This window comes from Methylobacterium sp. J-072 (assembly GCF_022829425.1).
Lineage (GTDB): Bacteria > Pseudomonadota > Alphaproteobacteria > Rhizobiales > Beijerinckiaceae > Methylobacterium.
This window is the reverse complement of sequence record NZ_JAKSYK010000221.1, coordinates 38,295-55,058: the sequence shown is the minus strand read 5'-3', so window position 1 is coordinate 55,058 and position 16,764 is coordinate 38,295. Positions and strand designations below refer to the sequence as shown.

The window sequence follows — 16,764 nt, the reverse complement described above, 5'->3', positions numbered from 1 at the left end:
GCCTCCCACCCACACCCTCGTCCTGAGGCGCCGGAGCGAAGCGGAGGCCTCCAGCCGGGCGCGCGCGCAGTGGTTGATGGCCCGCTCGGTGATTTTTCCGGTGACGCACGAGCGAACGGTCCTGGGTGCGGGGGGATGCGGGGAAGCGCCGCCCGCGTCCCTTGTGGGCGAGCGGGTTCACCCAGCCCCGGGTGTGGCGCGGGTCCCCTCTCCCGTGCGGGAGAGGGACAGGGTGAGGGGACAGGTTTGTCCGGAGAGGGCGCATCCCTCACCCCAACCCTCTCCCGCACGGGAGAGGGGGCACGTGGCGGCTTTCGCAAGCCCAAGGGCCCGGCCCCGCGCGCCGTCCCGCCCACCCAATCCCCTCATCCTGAGGTGCGGCGCAGCCGCCTCGAAGGAGCCCTCCAGGGAGCGCGCGGCCGGCTGGAGGCCTCCGCTTCGCTCCGGCGCCTCAGGACGAGGGTGTGGGTGGGAGGCGGGGCGCTGCGCCCCTCACACCGCCTCCACCACGAACGTCTCGCTCGGGCTCACATACTCCTCCTGCGCGGCCACGGTGAGGATCTCCCGGGAGCCGGCCTCGGCGGTGCGCTTCAGGAGGCCGTAGACCGAGGCGGCGGCGGCGCCGAGCGCCGCGGCGGCCGAGCCGGTGCGGGCGTAGTGGACCAGGAACAGGGCCGCGATGCAGTCGCCCGCGCCGTTCACCGCGATGGCGAGCCGCGGGGTGCGGACCCGGAACACCCGGCCCTCCGCCCCGGCCAGCAGGTCGAGGCTGTCGGCCGGCGTGTCCGCGCAGAGCGCCGAGGTGACCAGCACCACCCGGGGGCCCCTTGCCTGGAGCGCCGCGATCGCCGCCCCGGCCTCGGGCAGGGTGCGGCTCGGCAGGCCGGTGAGCAGGCCGAGCTCGAACTGGTTGGGGGTGAGGATGTCGGCCACCGGCACGGCGCGCTCGCGCAGGAACGCCTCGATCCCCGGCCGCACATAGACGCCCTCCGCGACGTCGCCGATCACCGGATCGCAGCAATAGAGTGCCCGGGGGTTGGCCGCCCGCACGGAGGCCACCGCCTCCAGGATCGCGGCCCCGATCTCGGCCGAGCCCATATAGCCCGAGAGCACCGCGTCGCAGGTGCCCAGCACCCCGCGCTCGCCGATGCCCCGGACCACGTCGCGGATCATCCCCGCCTCGAAGACCGGGCCGCGCCACGCCCCGTAGCCGGTGTGGTTGGAGAACTGCACCGTGTGGACCGGCCAGACCTCGACCCCGAGCCGCTGCATCGGGAACACCGCCGCCGCGTTGCCGACATGGCCGTAGGCGACGTGGGACTGGATCGACAGGACGTTCAACGCGGGTGATTCCCGGTGCCGTGGGGAGAGCCGAAGCTGTCGGCGATCCGGGGCGCGGGCGCAAGCGTGTAGGTGGGTGGTTCAGATTTGACGGTTGGTGCTTGATCAGACGGATTATGAGGAGTGGATTTACGGACAGCCGCTTTCGAGTAGACGATCAGGGAAGCGGGCGTTCGAATTTTGGCGGTGAATGATCAGATATCAGACATTCGCAAGCTATGTATCAGATGCAGGATCAACCGTCGACCGGCATGGTAATCAAGTTAGAGCACCTCACAAAACGCCCGATCACCGGGCGCCGCCCTCTGCACACGACAGCGCAGAAGGCGTTTTGTGAGAGGCTCTTAACTATCGCGTAACCATGCAACTATAGAGCAACATTCTTTTGACTTGGCCGCTTCACTGGCAGGAGCGGCGCGATCAACATCCGAGCGACTATGCTAATTCAGCTGAGATTAACGCCTTAATTGTGTGCCAGTTTTCAGTGCCTTCATTTTTCATCGCTTTAATGATCTTGCGCTTCATGGTGAGTCTATCCACATTGACGGTATATTTTTGGAATATATCTTCTAGTAAAATTTTCCCGTCCGCGTCTGATCTCCAACTTTCAATCCAGTCTGACTGAAGGTTGGCTTCGATTTCCGAGGCCCGTTTTGTAAGTGTGGCAATCCAAGTAGATTTATTTAGATTGGACGTTTGTAACCCAATTCTTGCGATGCGATTCCAAAGCACCTCTGCAAATTCAGTGATGGATTTGTCTTTCATCTCACTAGGCCGAAGACCAGAATTTTCCGGTTCAAATTCCGCGTAAGCTTGCTTTATAGCGATGTTTGAAATCTGGCCAAACGCCAGTTCTCGAATAGATGAAGCGAACTCCGCTCGAGACCCAACTGTTGATTTGGTGTTCTCATTGATCACATTATACAAAACACGATCATCGATTAAATAGTTTTCGAAGCAATATTTTGACCATTGAAGCACATGGAGATCGCCAACGGTTTTCAGATCGGTCTTTTTCCTATCCCCGTCTATGATGAAAAGTTGTCGCTTACCTCTAATAGTCGGGTCTGTATTCTTTTCCAAGGATTTTACTGCCTTTTCGACTTCGAATCTGCCGCCCATTTTCGTGATTTTGTACGAAGAAATGACATCGCCAAATCCATCAGAAAGTAATTCGGAGTCGTGAGGACCTTCGACGAAAATAGCTCCTTTGTTGAATAGCACGTCGGCAGTGGTAACTCCCAGATCATTCAGAATTTCAATAACTTTAGAGCTATCTTCTGGATAGACTGGCGACAGGTCTTTAGGTCCCCTAAGGGTATAGAGTCTGCAATCCTCTGATTCATAAGCATCGCTCAGAATTTCTGCGGAATGTGTTGTGACAATTAACTGGGCGTTCGCTGTCGCGCACACACGTTCTAATAGAGTTTTTATGATATTCCGAGTTACGCCGGGATTTAGATGCAGCTCTGGCTCATCGAGTAATACAATCGCCCCATCTGCGAGAGACTCAAAGAGCGATAAAAAGGTCAAGACCAGACCTTTCTCACCGCTACTTAATCCATCAATGTCGAATTCTTTACCTGAAATTTTATCCCGTACAACTACTCGAACGACGCCTATCTGGCTAATCTCGACTTTTGAGAAGGATTTTCCTGGAAGCAATGCGTCGAACACTGCGGAAAAATTCTTTTCTAGGTCATTTTGGCTTAACCGACCCGCAATTACGCCAGCAGCTATCGAAATCTTCAGCCGGTGATATTTAACAGAAGGTGTTGAGAAATGCGATTGTACAAGCTGTTGTGCGTCTTGCGAGCCTAATTGTATTTGAACTTCACCTTGAGGGAATGATCGATCGGCTTGATAATAGCTGAATTTGGCAAGATTTGGAGGAAGAGTTCTTTCTATAACCGAAACAGCCTGCTGCGCGAAGTTGTCGGCTCCTATAAAATTCCCCGAACTGTGGTCTATAGTAAGCTTTAGGCTTATATCTAGACTCGTCTCAAGTCGGGATATGTATTCATCTACGTTTTTTAGCGAAGTGTTAAGCTGCTCCTTGCCGGCTATGTTTGAGAGAAATTGTGTAAACCGGTCCTGATTTGCCTCAAAGTCGCTGCCTAACCGTGACTGTAACTCAAGACGGGCAAATTGCTGCCGTTGCTCCTTAAGTATTTCTCTTTCGGCGTCAGATAATCTGATATCCAATCGAATAGTAGTTGGCGTATTTGGGTTGGCCGTCAACGCCCTCGCGTCAACGCCTCGAATACCGAAGAACTGATGATGAGGGGACATTACTCCAAGCTGCTGAAGTACGTTGGTTGCCTCTCCAGAAAATCTAGGACTCAAAACCGACTTGGCCAAACGTATTGCTTCTAAGATAGTAGTTTTTCCAATCGCGTTTTGACCAACTATAACGCTAATCTTGCGATCTAGGGACACTTCGACGTGTTCAATGCCGCGAAAATTTATTACTTCTAGCTTGGTTAAGCGCATTTGTTGTCCAATGATTTTTCATTCTCTGAATTTGCCTCGATTAATACACAAGTAGGTTGAGAATGCAACTTAGAATATGATGCTCGCCAATGTAAGTGAATTATGAGGGTTTAATGTTCGGACTCATGACCATTGGCTGACTGGGGCAGCGAGGCCGCCGGCGGTAAGGTAGTGAGCTTGTCGCAAACGCGGCTACGGGCGACGGAAGAGCCTCTGCCGTCCCGCTTTCATGCTTTGTTTGCAACAGGAAGTCCGAAGCAGCAGGCCAGCAGCTAGTTTTGCTCGCGCACAGTTCAGGCATCGGCGAAGCCGAAGCCCTTGCGCAGCCAAAGCATAGCTTCGAATCCGCCGATCGTGCTCCGCGCCGTATGGAACGAGGGGAAGCCATCCACCCGCAGCATCGCCCGTCTCACCCGGAAGTGATCGCTCTCGATGCCTTGCTGCAGGTGCTTGGTAACGGGGTGGGTTGGTGCCCGGGGTAGCCGGCCCTGATCCCGATTCTCGGCGAGCGCGCCCCGTTCCGTAACTAGCCGTATGCGAACAATCGGTCGCAACCGGTAGCGTCCGCTCATGGGATGATGTGATGGTCCGATAAGCGACCAAATAAGTGAAAATGGGGCGTACGCAGTCGGCATTTCAGAACGCAGGTACGCAACGCGCCTCACGTAATGAGGGGTTGGCTGCAGCGGCGCAAGACAACTATAATCATCAATTCCTTGATCTAAATTCGAAATCTCGGGGCGACCCGATCCCCGGCGGCGCCTCCTGCTTGCGTCCCCACCCAATACCCAAAACCCTTGTCCCCCGCCCTCCCCGGCCTCAGATGGGTCGGGTCGCCCCGCCGCCCCCCGAGCCCGATGGACATCGAAGCCCTGCGCAGCTCGACCCTCGCCTTCGTCGAGGCGCACAAGGTCTGGACCCCGCTGATCGCCGGGGGGCTCGCCTTCTGCGAGTCGATCGCGATCCTGTCGCTGTTCGTGCCGGCCACCGTGATCCTGATCGGCATCGGCGCCCTGGTCGGGGGGGCCGACATCCCGCTCTGGCCGGTGATCGGCGCGGCGGCGCTCGGCGCCGCCCTGGGGGATTGGCTCTCCTACGAGGTCGGGCGCTGGGTCGGGCCGGGCGCCCGCACGAAATGGCCGCTGCGGCGCTATCCCGACCTCGTCGCCAAGGCGGAAACCTTCATCGGCCGCTGGGGCATCGCCGCGGTGGCGCTGGGGCGCTTCTTCGGGCCGGCCCGGGCCCTGGTGCCGCTGCTCGCCGGCACCCTCGGTCTGCGCGGCTGCCGTTCCAGCTGGCCAACGTCGCCTCGGCCCTGGTCTGGGCCTTCGTGCTGCTCGCCCCCGGGGCCGGGCTGCTCGCCTGGCTCGACCGCTGATGGTCGTGTTCGGGCGCGCCCGCTGATGCGCCGCTTCCCCCCGGAGCGCATCGTCTGCCTCACCGAGGAGACCGTCGAGACCCTGTACCTTCTGGGTGAGGAGGACCGGATCGTCGGCGTCTCGGGCTACGCGGTGCGCCCGCCCCGGGTCCGCCGGGAGAAGCCCCGGGTCTCGGCCTTCACCAGCGCCGACCTCCCCAAAATCCTGGCGCTGGCGCCGGACCTCGTCCTGGCGTTTTCCGACCTCCAGGCCGGGATCGTCGCCGATCTGGCCCGCGCGGGTATCGCCGTCCACCTGTTCAACCAGAGGGATGTGGCGGGCTGCCTGGCGATGATCCGCACCCTGGGGGCCCTGGTCGGGGTTCCGGAGCGGGCCGCGGCGCTGGCCCAAAACTTCGCAGAGACGCTGACTCAGGCTGAAGCGCGCGCGAAGAATGCGCCCAGCCTTCGCGTGTATTTCGAGGAGTGGGACGCGCCGATGATCTCCGGAATCGGCTGGGTCTCCGAGTTGATCGGCTATGCCGGGGGCCGGGACGTGTTCCCGGAGCTCGCCCGGCAGCCGGCCGCGAAGGACCGGATCGTCACCCCCGAGCAGGTCATCGCCGCCGCCCCCGATGTGATCCTGGCCTCCTGGTGCGGCAAGAAGGTCAACCTCGACCGCATCCGGTCCCGCCCCGGCTGGGACGCGATCCCGGCGGTGCGCGAGGGCCGGATCCACGAGATCAAGGCGCCGCTGATCCTCCAGCCGGGCCCCGCGGCGCTCACCGACGGCTTTGCCGCGATCCAAGGTTTTTTGGCCTAAGTATCTGATTGGAAAAGATTGTTTCCGGAGCGATCCGGGGGCGATGCCGCGCCGCAGGTGACGGATCGGCTGCGATTCGGCAGGATGTCCCGAATCGACACAGGCGCATCCCGACCCCGCATGTCCGCTTCCCTCGGCCTCCCCGCGCTCCCGGCGGGCGACGTGATCCTGCCCCCCGACAGGAGGCAATCGCCCACCGCCCTGCGGATCCAGCGCGGCGTGCGCCGCCTGTTCTCCGAGATGGGCTGCGTCACCCTGCCGGAATTCTCGCTGGTCAACGGCCGCCGCGCCGACGTGATCGCCCTGTGCGGCGCCGGCCGGCTCACCATCGTGGAGATCAAGTCGAGCGTCGCGGATTTCCGAGCCGACAGAAAGTGGCCTGATTACAGGGACTTCTGCGATCGGTTCTTCTTCGCCATCCCCGAGGACGTGCCCGAATCCCTGATCCCGGAGGAATGCGGCCTGATCGTCGCCGACGGCTACGGCGCCGGCATCCTGCGGGAAGCCCCCGAGCACCCGCTCAGCGGCCCCCGCCGCAAGGCCGTCACCCTCCGCTTCGCCCACAGCGCCGCCCGCATCCTGCACGCGCTGGCCGATCCCGGCGCGGTGCGGGAAGGGGCGCTCTGAGCTGTAGCATCGTCCCGAAAGGCGGGCTCCGGCTTTCGGAAAAAGACGATGCCCAGCAAAGACCTAGCGCATCGCGCCGGTTCCGGTATCCGGCACGATGCGCTAGGCTGAGGGGCCGCCCGCGCCGACTCGGCCCCGTCCATGCGCCTGGTTCTCGACACCAACATCATCGTGGCGGCGCTTCGCAGCCCGTCCGGCGGTTCGGCCGCGCTGCTGCGCCGGATCCGAGCCGGAGAGATCCGGATGCTGCTCAGCGTCCCGCTGTTCCTGGAATACGAGGCCGTCGCCCTGCGGCCGGAGCATCTGCAGGCGGCGCGGATCTCGGCGGCGGATGTCGTCAACGTCCTCGACGTGCTGGCCCTGTTCGCCGAGCCCGTCGCGATCCATTATCTCTGGCGTCCGCGCCTGCGGGATCCTGCGGACGAGATGGTTCTCGAGGTGGCGGTGAACGGGCGTGCCGACGCGATCGTCACGTTCAACAAGGCGGATTTCGGAGCCGCACCCGGCGTCTTCGGGATCGAGGTCGTCGGTCCGGGCGACATCCTGAGAAGGAGCTGACGGGTCATGGATCGCGACGTCACGGTGCAACTGCCGCCTGCGCTGACCGATGTGGCCGAGCGGATCGCCCGCGAGGGCGGCACGACGCTGGACCAGTTCGTCGCAACGGCCGTGGCCGAGAAGCTCTCGGCGATGAAGGCGGTGACGTTCCTCGCCGAACGCGGCGGACGCGCGGATCTGGCCGCGTTCGATCGCGTCATGAACCGGCAGGACGGCCTCCCGCCGGCGCCGGACGATCGTTTGCCGGACTGATCGGTCTCTCCCAGCATCGTCCGTCGATCCTGGGGCGGCCGGAATATCGATGGGTTTTGGGCTCCTGCCTGCCGGTATTGGCAAGCCTATTCCGCCGTTTTGCGAAACCCGATTAGAAAGGCCGCGCTTGCCGGAGCCCCCGCGCCGAACCTGATCGACCGATGACGCCCGTCGCCCTGTTTGAATTGATCCTCGCGCTCCTCGGGGCGGCCCTGTTGCTGTCTCTGGTGGCCGGGCGGCTCGGGTTTCCGCCGGCCGCCGCCCTGGTGCTCGGCGGCATGGCGCTGGCGGTGGCGCCGGGCCTGCCGGCCTTCGATCTCGATCCGGACCTGATCATGGTCCTGTTCCTGCCGCCGCTGCTGCTCGAATCGGCCTATTTCACCGTCTGGCGCGATTTCCGGGCGAGCCTCGCCCCGATCCTGTCGCTGTCGCTGGGCGCCGTGCTGTTCACCACCCTGGTGGTCGGGCTCGTCGCCCACGCGGTGGTGCCGGCCCTGCCCTGGGCCGCCTGCTTCGCCCTCGGCGCCATCGTGTCGCCGCCGGACGCGGTCGCCGCCAAGGCGGTGCTGGCCCGGGTCGCCCTGCCCCGCCGGATGGTCACGGTCCTGGAAGGCGAGAGCCTCGTCAACGACGCCTCCGGCCTCGTGCTCTATCGCTTCGCCGTGGCGGCGGCGCTGACCGGGAGCTTCAGCGCCTGGGCGGCGGCGAGCAGCTTCGCCTGGCTGGCGGTGGCGGGCGTCGCGGTCGGGCTCGCCTGCGGTTTCGCGGTGAACGCGCTGGTGCGGCGCCTGCACGATGCCAACGCCGTGACGGTGCTGAGCTTTCTGGCTTCCTACGCCGCCTATCTCGCCGCCGAGGAGATCCACGCCTCCGGGGTGCTCGCCGTGGTCGCCTGCGGGCTGATGATGGGCGGGCGCGAGCACGAGACCTTCGACGCCCATGTCCGGCGCCACGCCGTGGCGGTGTGGGAATTCGTGGTCTTCGTGCTGGAGGCCCTGGTCTTCGTGCTGATCGGGCTGGCCCTGCGCGGCGTGCTCGCCCGGACCGGCGGCGATTTCGGGCCGCTCGCCACCGGCCTACCCCTGGCGGTCACCGTCACGGCGGCCTGCGTGGTCGCCCGTCTGCTCTGGGTCTTTCCGGCCGTCTACCTGCGGCGGATCCTGTCGGCCCGGGTGCGCGCCCAGGAACCCCGCCCGGATCCGCGGGTGCCGCTGATCATCGGCTGGGCCGGCATGCGCGGGGTGGTGACGCTCGCCGCCGCGCTGGCGCTGCCGGTGGATTTCCCGGGCCGCGACGCGATCCTGGTGGCGTCTTTCGCGGTGATCCTGTTCACGGTGCTGGTCCAGGGCACGACGCTCGGGCCGCTGATCCGGCGGCTGCGCCTCGACCCGAGCCAGAGCCTGCCGGACGGCCATCTCGACGCCGTCATGGCCCGGGTGGTGATGAACGAGGCCGGTCTCGCCGCCCTGGAGCAGATGGTGTCACCGGAATCCGGCGCGCTCCAGCACCCGCGCCTCGTGGAGGAGTATCGCCGCCGGGTACGGGCAACATCTCGGGTGCGCGACGAGCGCGACGCCATGGATGTCGAGCGGACCGAGCATTTCGCCGCCGCGCTACTGGCCGTGCGCTCCGGGCGCTCGGCGCTGATCGCCCTGCACCGGGAGAACCGCATCCACAGCTCGGTGCTGCGGGCGCTGGAGGGGGAGATCGACTTGGAGGAACTCCACCTGAAGCGCCTCGCCGGCGCGGCGCCGGCCCACGGCGCCGCGTGACCGACTTCGCCTGAGGCCGCCGCCCTCAGCGGATGGCGCAGGCGTCGGACGGGGTGCCGTAGCCGCTGTAGACGACCCGCACCTTGCGCAGGCAGGGCGCGGCCTCCTTGGGAGCCGCCACGGGGGAGACCTCCACGGGCTCGACCCGCAGGGTCGTGGTGACGGTCGGCTCCTCCGGGGTCGCGAGCGCGCGGCTGGCGCTCATCACGAACGGGGTGGCGGCCATGGCGGAGACGGCGATGGCGGCCAGGACGGCGAGGTTCTTGCGGCCGAAATCGTGACGCGTGCGAGCCTGATGCATGATCGGTGGTCCGTCGTGTTCGGCACGCCGAGGTGCCGAAATCCCCTGTTTGCGGCGATAACTTGGCCTCGAACTTGACGGTTCCCGCTATGCCCCGAAAACAGTCGGGCTTGCGTGCTTGCCCGCACACCCGGCGATGATCTCAGAGGATCTTGCGGTATTGGACGAAGCCCGACCGCTCGGCGATCCGGTCGTAGAGCAGCATCGCGTCGGTATTGGTCTCGTGGGTCAGCCAGTGGACGCGCGAACACCCGGCGCCCTTCGCGGCTTCGTAGACATGCGTGATCAGCCGCCGCCCGATTCCCGCGCCGCGGGCAACATCCGCCACGAACAGGTCCTGGAGGTAGCAGTAATCGCCGATCGTCCAGGCCGAGCGGTGGCGGATGTGGTGGACGAGCCCGACCGCCTCGGCGCCCCGCCAGGCCAGGGCGCCGTCGACCGGCTCGGCCGGATCGTTGAGGCGGCCCCAGGTGCTCTCCGTAACCGCATCGGAGAGGTCGACCTTGTAGAAGCCCTGGTAGCCCCGCCACAACGGCAGCCACGCGGCCCGGTCCCCCGCGCCGATCGGGCGGATCGCGATTCTGTCCGGGCTGATGGTCACGATCCGTCCCTCCCGCGCTGCGTCGGGGGAAGCTGACCATCGTCCGCCTCTCGGGCGCAAGAGGGACCCTCGTCTTGCACCCCCCGCCGCCCGCACCTAAACCGGCCCGCCGACACCAGATCCGCCCCGCATCGCCGAGCCTTCGCCGCCCATGTCCCAAAAGAAATCGTTCCAGGGGCTGATCCTGACGCTGCAGGAGTTCTGGGCGGCGCAGGGCTGCGTGATCCTCCAGCCCTACGACATGGAGGTCGGCGCCGGCACGTTCCATCCGGCGACGACACTGCGCGCCCTCGGCCCGAAGCCCTGGAAGGCGGCCTATGTCCAGCCGTCGCGCCGGCCCAAGGACGGGCGCTACGGCGAGAACCCCAACCGGCTCCAGCACTATTACCAGTTCCAGGTGATCCTGAAGCCGAACCCGCCGAACCTGCAGGAACTCTACCTCGCCTCCCTCGACGCCATCGGGGTCGACCTGAAGCTCCACGACATCCGCTTCGTCGAGGACGATTGGGAGAGCCCGACGCTCGGCGCCTGGGGCCTCGGCTGGGAGTGCTGGTGCGACGGGATGGAGGTCAGCCAGTTCACCTATTTCCAGCAGGTGGCGGGCTTCGAATGCGCTCCCGTGGCCGGCGAGCTGACCTACGGGCTGGAACGGCTCGCCATGTATGTCCAGGGCGTCGAGAACGTCTACGACCTCGACTTCAACGGCGCCGAGGGCGCCGACCGGATCACCTACGGCGACGTGTTCCTGCAGGCCGAGCAGGAATATTCCCGCCACAACTTCGAGGCGGCCGACACGGCGATGCTGTTCCGCCAGTTCACCGATGCGGAGGCCGCCTGCCGGTCCTATCTCGACGCGGGCGCGCCTGCCGCCGAGACCGAGCGCCACCGCATGGCGCAACCGGCCTATGACCAGTGCATCAAGGCGAGCCACGTCTTCAACCTGCTCGACGCCCGCGGGGTGATCTCGGTCACCGAGCGCCAGAGCTACATCCTGCGGGTGCGGGAATTGGCCAAGGCCTGCGGCGCGGCGTGGCTCAGGACGGCGGCAGGCGGGGCGTGAGGCCTCAAAGCGGATAGGCGGTGCAGAAGAAGCGCCGCGGATCGCCGGGCTTCGATTGCCACACGGACCGAAACTGCGGGTTGCGTCCGTCCGGGCTCTCAAGAGGCCCTTCGTAGACGAACTTGCGGCCATAGACGTCCGCGAACTCGCGGACGAGTTGGCTCGGGCGGGCATGTCGGAAGAGGGCCGAGACCAGCAGGTCGCCACCAGATTGCGTGAAGCCGCAGGCCAGCAGGACGCGGGCTTTGTGTCGACCCTTCCGATGATCGAGGTTCAGCAAATAGCCGTGGATCTTAGATTCGGCGATCGTGAGATCGGGGGTCCAGTCGGCGGAATCGTCGGCCACCGCCCTCAGGCCACCCGTAGGGCTTCTGCGCGAACCGTAGCGTTGCCCGCCACCGGCTCGTCGAACTCGACCTCGTAGGCTTCGCCGCCGGCCCAGATGCCGACGATCGTGCCTTCCGTGCCGGCCGGAATCGTGACGCCGTCGTCGGTCTGCACATCGCGCAGCACCGCGACCACGCTCAGCTCGGCGAAGGTCGGCCGGGGCGTCACGGGATCCCGGGACTGATACAGCGTGTCGAACGACATGCCGCATCATGTGCGCGCCGTTCACAGCCGCGCAAGTGCTGCTGCAGGTCGTCGGCGGAGCCCCTTGCGCCCTCGTGCGTTGCAACCCCCGCCAACCGGCGCGCTTCGGCGCGTCCGCAGACGCGGGAATCCCATGATGAAACAGACCCTCCTCGCCCTCGGCGTCCTCGCGTTCGGCCTCGGCCCGGCGCTCGCGGCCGATCCCGGCCCGGAGGCGGTGGTCAAGAAGCTCTATGCCGAGCCGCGTCCGAATCACTCGGCCGTCTACACCAAGCGCCTCCAGGGCCTGTTCGACGCCGACGCCAAGCAGGCCAACGGCGCCACCGGCAGCCTCGATTTCGACTACCGCCTCAACGGCGAGCCCTTGAAGCCCGATACCGTGAAGGCCCTGACCTTCAAGGAGGCCACGGAGGGCAAGGACCAGGCGAAGGTCACGGTGGAGCGCAAGGGCGGAGACGGCTCGAAATCCATCGTCTTCGACCTCGTGCGCGAGGATGGCGCCTGGCGGGTATCGGATGCCCACGCGATCGGCGATCGCAAGTGGCAGCTCACCACCATCCTGAAGGGCGAGGCGCAATAAGAGCACCTTACAGAACTCCCGATCACCGGGAGTTCTCCTCTGGCAGCGACGGCGCAGCGGGAGATTTGTGAGAGGCTCTCAGGACGGCCCCGACCGTTCGACCCTCGACAGGCCTGCGGCGCGGCGATATGGCCGCGCCATGCCCGACCTCCTGCTCGAACTCCGCTCGGAAGAGATCCCCGCCCGCATGCAGCGGCGCGCGGCGGAGGATCTGAAGAAACTCGTCACCGACGCGCTGGTCGAGCGCGGCTTCCTGTACGAGGGCGCTAAGGCGTTCTCGACGCCGCGCCGCCTCGCCCTGCACATCGCCGGCCTGCCCGCCCGCGGCGAGGCGGTGCGAGAGGAGCGCCGCGGCCCGCGGGTCGGCGCCCCCGAGGCCGCCATCCAGGGGTTCCTGAAGGGCGCCGGCCTGGCGAGCCTGGATGAGGCCCAGAGAATCACCGACCCGAAGAAGGGCGAGTTCTACCTCGCGGTGATCGAGCGGCCCGGACGCGAGACCCTGGACGTGCTCGCCGAGCTCCTGCCCGAGATCATCAAAAGCTTTCCCTGGCCGAAGGCGATGCGCTGGGGCGCGGCCTCCGCTCAGCCCGGCGCCCTGCGCTGGGTGCGCCCGCTGCAATCGATCGTCGCGACCTTCGGGCCGGAGACCGAGACCCCCGAGGTGGTGCCGTTCGCGGTCGGCGGCATCGCGGCCGGGACCGTCACCTACGGCCACCGCTTCCTGGCGCCGGGACCGATCGAGGTCCGCCGGTTCGACGACTACATCCAGGCCCTGGAGCGCGCGAAGGTCATCCTCGACGCCGACCGGCGCAAGGACGTGATCCTGCACGATGCCCGCGACCTCGCCTTCGCGCGCGGCCTCGACCTCGTGGAGGACGAGGGCCTGCTGGAGGAGGTGGCTGGCCTGGTGGAATGGCCCGTGGTGCTCATGGGCTCCTTCGATGCGGCCTTCCTCGACATCCCGGCCGAGGCGATCCGGGCGACCATCCGGGCGAACCAGAAGTGCTTCGTCCTGCGCAAGGGGCACGCGGCGGGCGGCTCGGAGGACCTGGCCCCCGCCTTCATCCTGGTCTCGAATCTTCTGGCATCCGACGGCGGCCACGCGATCACCGCCGGCAACGAGCGGGTGGTGCGGGCGCGGCTGTCGGACGCGAAATTCTTCTGGGAGACCGACAAGGCGATTCGCCTGGAAGACCGGCTACCCAAGCTCGATGCAATCGTCTTCCACGAAAAGCTCGGCACCCAGGGCGAGCGGATCGCCCGCATCGCCGCCCTGGCGCAGGAGCTGGCGCCCCTGGTCGGGGCCGATCCGGCCCTGGCCGAGCGCGCCGGCCGCTTGGCCAAGGCCGACCTCGTCACCGAGATGGTCGGCGAGTTCCCGGAGCTTCAGGGCCTGATGGGCCGGAAATACGCAGCGCTCCAGGGCGAGCACGGAAGCGTCTGCGCCGCCATCGAGGAGCATTACAAGCCGGTCGGCCCCTCCGACCGGGTGCCGAGCGATCCGGTCTCGATCGCGGTGGCGCTCGCCGACAAGCTCGACACGCTGGTGGGCTTTTGGTTCATCAATGAGAAGCCTACCGGCAGTAAGGATCCCTACGCGCTGCGAAGGGCCGCTCTCGGCGTGATCCGAATCGTTGTCGAGAATGGATTGCGGCTCAAGCTGTCAGAGCACGCATTCGATGCGTACAAACGTTTGGTCTCTGCCGTGACTGGAGAAGAGACTGAGAGCGAGGCCTTTCCGCGGATCTTCAATTCCTCGGACGGTAATCTCCTCGCCTTCTTCGCCGATCGCCTCAAAGTCTACCTGCGCGACCAGGGCGCCCGGCACGATCTGATCGACGCGGTTTTTGCGCTGCCCGGCCAGGACGACCTGCTGATGGTGGTGCGCCGGGTCGAGGCCCTGCAGGCCTTCCTGGAGACTGAGGACGGCAAGAACCTGGTCGCCGGGGTCAAGCGCGCCTCGAACATCCTGCGGATCGAGGAGAAGAAGGACGGCCGCGCCTACGATGCCGCGCCCGATTCTGCCCTGGCGGCGTCCGGCGAGCCGGCCGAGCGGGCGCTCGCCGAGGCCCTGGCGGGCGCCGCCGCGACGGCGTCCCAGGCCATCGCGAGCGAGGACTTTGCCGGGGCGATGCGGGCGCTCTCGACCCTACGCGCGCCGGTCGATGCCTTCTTCCAGGACGTGACCGTCAACGCCCCCGACCCGAAGCTCCGCGAGAACCGCCTGCTGCTCCTCAACGCGCTCCGCGCCGCGACCCGCGCGGTGGCGGATTTCTCGAAGATCGAGGGGTAGCGCGCGCCGTTCGCGATCCCACCCGCGCCCTCATCCTGAGGCGCGAGCGCAGCGAGCCTCGAAGGAGGGCTCCAGGGATCGCGCGGCCGGCTGGAGGGCTCCTTCGAGGCTGCTGCGCAGCACCTCAGGATGAGGGGGGTTGGTTGGAGGGCGCGCGGTTTCCACGCGATCGCGGATCGGCTCTCCCGTCATTGCGAGCGCAGCGAAGCAACCCAGCGTGGCGCCACGCTCGGCGATGGCGCGCTGCCCTGGGTCACTTCGCTGCGCGCGTGATGACGGTGCGGCGGAAGCCCTCGGCCGGAAGCTGCCTCACCCATGATCATGCCCGGCATGGTCGTCCACCTCCGGCAGGGTCAGCCCGAAATGGCTGACGAGATCCGCCACCTGCCCGGGGCTGAGCTGCCGCGGATTGAGGTTGCGGAGTAACAAATAAAGCTTGGCGGTCTCCTCCAGCTCCTCGGTGGCGAAGACCGCGGCCTCCAGGCTGTCGCCGGCCACCACCGGGCCGTGATTGGCGAGCAGCACCGAGCTGTACTTGCCGGCGAGCCCCCGGATCGCATCCGCCACCGCGGGGTCGCCCGGGCGATAGTAGGGCACCAGCGCGGTGCCGCCGGTGCGCATCAGGTAGTAGGGCGTCAGCGGCGGCAGAACCTGGCGCGGGTCGATCTCCGGCAGCATCGAGACCGCCACCGCGTGGGTCGAGTGCAGATGCACGATCGCCTTGGCGTTCCCCCGGCTCTCGTAGAGCGCATTGTGCAGCGGGATTTCCTTCGTCGGCTTGTCGCCCGAGACCAGCCGGCCGTCCGCGTCCAGCCGCGAGATCCGGGCCGGGTCGAGGAAGCCCAGCGACGCGTTGGTCGGCGTCACCAGCCAGCCGCCGTCCGGCAGGCGCAGCGAGATGTTGCCGGACGAGCCCGGCGTCAGGCCGCGCTCGAACAGCGAGCGGCCATAGCGACAGATTTGTTCGCGCAACGCCGTCTCACTCATGCGGTCGCTCCCTCGATCAGCTCGAAGCCGAGATCAATGCGCTTGGGACCTTCGCCGATCAGGCTGGCGGCCGCCTGCCGGCCGATCTCCAGGCGCGGTGTGCGCACCGTCGACAGGGGCTGGGGCATCGCCGCCGCGAAGTCGAGCCCGTTGAAGCCGAACAGGGCGATCCGCCCCGGCACGCTCAAGCCCGCCGCCAGGCAGGCGAAGTAGCCACCGAGCGCCATGTCGTCGTTGGAGAAGTAGACCGCGTCGAGGTCCGGATGGCGCGCCAGCAGCGTCTCCAGCCCGGCCCGCCCGGAACCGGGCGAAGATGGCCCGGGTCTGATTTCTCTGCCGTGGAGCGACAAGCCGGCCTCGCCCAAGGCGGCCTCGAACCCGGCGAGGCGCTTGGCCGCCCGCAGGTCCACCTGCAGGTCGTGGCCGAGATAGGCGATGCGCCGATAGCCGCGCTCCACGAGGTGCCGGGCGCTCGCCGCCCCCACCGCCCGGTTGGAGAAGCCGACCACGGCGTCGATCCCCACGCCATCCGTGTCGATCATCTCGACCACGCGCACGCCCCCGGCCTTCGCCAGGGCCACCGTCCCGGGATTGTGCTCCAGCCCGGTGAGCAGCAGCGCGGCCGGGCGCCACGACAGGAGCGCGGCGGCGAGCGCCTCCTCCCGGTCCGGGTCGTAATCGCTCACCCCGATCACGCAGCGGATACCCGCGGCGTCCAGCGCACCGGTCAGCCCGCGCAGCAGGTCGGGGAAGACCACGTTGGCGAGCGACGGCACGATCACCCCGGCGAGCTGCGCGCTCGCCCCCGGTCCCGCGAGGCTGCCGGCGAGGCGGTTCGGCACGTAGCCGAGCCGGGCCACGGCCTCCGCCACCCGCTCCCGGGCGCGCTTCGAAGAGGAGCCGTGGTTGCGCAGGACCCGCGAGACCGTGCTCTCGCCGACCCCCGCCTCGCGGGCGACGTCGGTGAGCGTCACGAGCCGCCCCGGCGGCTGGAATCCATCCATCTCCCGGCCTTTTTTGTGACTGTGCCTCACCTCCCACCCACACCCTCATCCTGAGGTGCCCGCGTCAGCGGGCCTCGAAGGAGCCCTCCAGATGTCGGCGTGGTCCCTGGAGACCGCCTTCGAG

16 protein-coding genes and 2 pseudogenes are annotated in these 16,764 nt (G+C 66.2%); 9 read left to right on the top strand and 9 right to left on the bottom strand.

The genetic code is table 11. The features are described 5' to 3' along the window. Window positions 1-492: 492 nt before the first annotated feature. The 3 genes and pseudogenes from pdxY to MKK67_RS29660 all read right to left on the bottom strand — a co-directional run. Complete coding sequence (pdxY, locus tag MKK67_RS29670; RefSeq protein ID WP_243972333.1) at window positions 493-1,341, bottom strand: pyridoxal kinase PdxY; 849 nt, start codon at window positions 1,339-1,341, stop codon at window positions 493-495. A 435-nt stretch (window positions 1,342-1,776) separates the two neighbouring features. Further along, the gene (locus MKK67_RS29665; RefSeq protein ID WP_243972330.1) at window positions 1,777-3,834 is read right to left on the bottom strand and encodes an ATP-dependent nuclease; all 2,058 of its coding nucleotides are present in this window, start codon (window positions 3,832-3,834) and stop codon (window positions 1,777-1,779) included. Between the two features lie 272 nt (window positions 3,835-4,106). Beyond that, window positions 4,107-4,346 (bottom strand): annotated as a pseudogene (locus MKK67_RS29660) (DDE-type integrase/transposase/recombinase); the annotation flags it as partial. Window positions 4,347-4,691: 345 nt separating this feature from the next. Between MKK67_RS29660 and MKK67_RS29655 the strand changes: the two are divergent. The 6 genes and pseudogenes from MKK67_RS29655 to MKK67_RS29630 all read left to right on the top strand — a co-directional run bounded on the left by MKK67_RS29655 (window position 4,692) and on the right by MKK67_RS29630 (window position 9,223). Further along, window positions 4,692-5,212: pseudogene (locus MKK67_RS29655) on the top strand (DedA family protein). A 25-nt stretch (window positions 5,213-5,237) separates the two neighbouring features. Continuing rightward, window positions 5,238-6,014, top strand: coding sequence for a cobalamin-binding protein (locus MKK67_RS29650; RefSeq protein WP_243972328.1), 777 nt, complete (start codon window positions 5,238-5,240; stop codon window positions 6,012-6,014). A gap of 120 nt (window positions 6,015-6,134) precedes the next feature. After that, window positions 6,135-6,641 carry an MmcB family DNA repair protein gene (locus MKK67_RS29645; RefSeq protein WP_243972326.1) on the top strand — a complete coding sequence of 169 codons (507 nt, stop codon included), beginning with the start codon at window positions 6,135-6,137 and terminating at the stop codon, window positions 6,639-6,641. 141 nt (window positions 6,642-6,782) lie between these two features. Beyond that, complete coding sequence (locus MKK67_RS29640) at window positions 6,783-7,199, top strand: putative toxin-antitoxin system toxin component, PIN family (protein WP_243972324.1); 417 nt, start codon at window positions 6,783-6,785, stop codon at window positions 7,197-7,199. Between the two features lie 6 nt (window positions 7,200-7,205). Continuing rightward, the gene (locus tag MKK67_RS29635) at window positions 7,206-7,451 is read left to right on the top strand and encodes a toxin-antitoxin system HicB family antitoxin (protein ID WP_243972322.1); all 246 of its coding nucleotides are present in this window, start codon (window positions 7,206-7,208) and stop codon (window positions 7,449-7,451) included. 161 nt (window positions 7,452-7,612) lie between these two features. Further along, window positions 7,613-9,223, top strand: a complete 1,611-nt coding sequence (locus MKK67_RS29630; protein WP_243972320.1) for a Na+/H+ antiporter — start codon at window positions 7,613-7,615, stop codon at window positions 9,221-9,223. A 25-nt stretch (window positions 9,224-9,248) separates the two neighbouring features. On the opposite strand, the gene MKK67_RS29625 is transcribed toward MKK67_RS29630, so the two are convergent. Both MKK67_RS29625 and MKK67_RS29620 read right to left on the bottom strand, forming a co-directional pair. Next, window positions 9,249-9,524, bottom strand: coding sequence for a hypothetical protein (locus MKK67_RS29625; protein WP_243972318.1), 276 nt, complete (start codon window positions 9,522-9,524; stop codon window positions 9,249-9,251). 142 nt (window positions 9,525-9,666) lie between these two features. Beyond that, a complete protein-coding gene (locus tag MKK67_RS29620; RefSeq protein WP_243972316.1) occupies window positions 9,667-10,125 on the bottom strand; it encodes a GNAT family N-acetyltransferase in 459 nt (152 codons plus the stop codon). Between the two features lie 151 nt (window positions 10,126-10,276). On the opposite strand from MKK67_RS29620, the gene MKK67_RS29615 reads away from it, so the two are divergent. Continuing rightward, window positions 10,277-11,185, top strand: coding sequence for a glycine--tRNA ligase subunit alpha (locus tag MKK67_RS29615; RefSeq protein WP_243972314.1), 909 nt, complete (start codon window positions 10,277-10,279; stop codon window positions 11,183-11,185). 4 nt (window positions 11,186-11,189) lie between these two features. On the opposite strand, the gene MKK67_RS29610 is transcribed toward MKK67_RS29615, so the two are convergent. Next, the gene (locus MKK67_RS29610) at window positions 11,190-11,531 is read right to left on the bottom strand and encodes a DUF6883 domain-containing protein (protein WP_243972313.1); all 342 of its coding nucleotides are present in this window, start codon (window positions 11,529-11,531) and stop codon (window positions 11,190-11,192) included. Window positions 11,532-11,536: 5 nt separating this feature from the next. Continuing rightward, entirely contained in the window at window positions 11,537-11,776 is a 240-nt protein-coding gene (locus tag MKK67_RS29605; RefSeq protein ID WP_243972311.1) for a DUF4926 domain-containing protein, read from the bottom strand. Window positions 11,777-11,909: 133 nt separating this feature from the next. Here MKK67_RS29605 and MKK67_RS29600 point away from each other — a divergent pair, with 133 nt between their 5' ends. Together MKK67_RS29600 and glyS are read left to right on the top strand one after the other, a co-directional pair. Continuing rightward, window positions 11,910-12,356, top strand: a complete 447-nt coding sequence (locus MKK67_RS29600; RefSeq protein ID WP_243972309.1) for a hypothetical protein — start codon at window positions 11,910-11,912, stop codon at window positions 12,354-12,356. Window positions 12,357-12,495: 139 nt separating this feature from the next. After that, on the top strand, window positions 12,496-14,649 hold the full coding sequence (gene glyS, locus MKK67_RS29595) for a glycine--tRNA ligase subunit beta (RefSeq protein WP_243972307.1): 2,154 nt from the start codon (window positions 12,496-12,498) through the stop codon (window positions 14,647-14,649). A gap of 309 nt (window positions 14,650-14,958) precedes the next feature. On the opposite strand, the gene MKK67_RS29590 is transcribed toward glyS, so the two are convergent. Both MKK67_RS29590 and MKK67_RS29585 read right to left on the bottom strand, forming a co-directional pair. Beyond that, entirely contained in the window at window positions 14,959-15,636 is a 678-nt protein-coding gene (locus MKK67_RS29590) for an aldolase (protein WP_243972304.1), read from the bottom strand. Beyond that, window positions 15,633-16,640, bottom strand: a complete 1,008-nt coding sequence (locus tag MKK67_RS29585; RefSeq protein ID WP_243972302.1) for a LacI family DNA-binding transcriptional regulator — start codon at window positions 16,638-16,640, stop codon at window positions 15,633-15,635. Before MKK67_RS29585 ends, MKK67_RS29590 begins: the two co-directional genes overlap by 4 nt. Window positions 16,641-16,764 lie beyond the last annotated feature (124 nt).

What these genes read in the sequence shown, in the direction of transcription:
- MKK67_RS29665 (WP_243972330.1), bottom strand. Translation starts at nt 3,834, where the DNA reads ATGCGCTTAACCAAGCTAGAAGTAATAAATTTTCGCGGCATTGAACAC.
- MKK67_RS29650 (WP_243972328.1), top strand. Translation starts at nt 5,238, where the DNA reads ATGCGCCGCTTCCCCCCGGAGCGCATCGTCTGCCTCACCGAGGAGACC.
- MKK67_RS29645 (WP_243972326.1), top strand. Translation starts at nt 6,135, where the DNA reads ATGTCCGCTTCCCTCGGCCTCCCCGCGCTCCCGGCGGGCGACGTGATC.
- MKK67_RS29640 (WP_243972324.1), top strand. Translation starts at nt 6,783, where the DNA reads ATGCGCCTGGTTCTCGACACCAACATCATCGTGGCGGCGCTTCGCAGC.
- MKK67_RS29635 (WP_243972322.1), top strand. Translation starts at nt 7,206, where the DNA reads ATGGATCGCGACGTCACGGTGCAACTGCCGCCTGCGCTGACCGATGTG.
- MKK67_RS29630 (WP_243972320.1), top strand. Translation starts at nt 7,613, where the DNA reads ATGACGCCCGTCGCCCTGTTTGAATTGATCCTCGCGCTCCTCGGGGCG.
- MKK67_RS29625 (WP_243972318.1), bottom strand. Translation starts at nt 9,524, where the DNA reads ATGCATCAGGCTCGCACGCGTCACGATTTCGGCCGCAAGAACCTCGCC.
- MKK67_RS29615 (WP_243972314.1), top strand. Translation starts at nt 10,277, where the DNA reads ATGTCCCAAAAGAAATCGTTCCAGGGGCTGATCCTGACGCTGCAGGAG.
- MKK67_RS29605 (WP_243972311.1), bottom strand. Translation starts at nt 11,776, where the DNA reads ATGTCGTTCGACACGCTGTATCAGTCCCGGGATCCCGTGACGCCCCGG.
- MKK67_RS29600 (WP_243972309.1), top strand. Translation starts at nt 11,910, where the DNA reads ATGATGAAACAGACCCTCCTCGCCCTCGGCGTCCTCGCGTTCGGCCTC.
- glyS (WP_243972307.1), top strand. Translation starts at nt 12,496, where the DNA reads ATGCCCGACCTCCTGCTCGAACTCCGCTCGGAAGAGATCCCCGCCCGC.
- MKK67_RS29590 (WP_243972304.1), bottom strand. Translation starts at nt 15,636, where the DNA reads ATGAGTGAGACGGCGTTGCGCGAACAAATCTGTCGCTATGGCCGCTCG.
- MKK67_RS29585 (WP_243972302.1), bottom strand. Translation starts at nt 16,640, where the DNA reads ATGGATGGATTCCAGCCGCCGGGGCGGCTCGTGACGCTCACCGACGTC.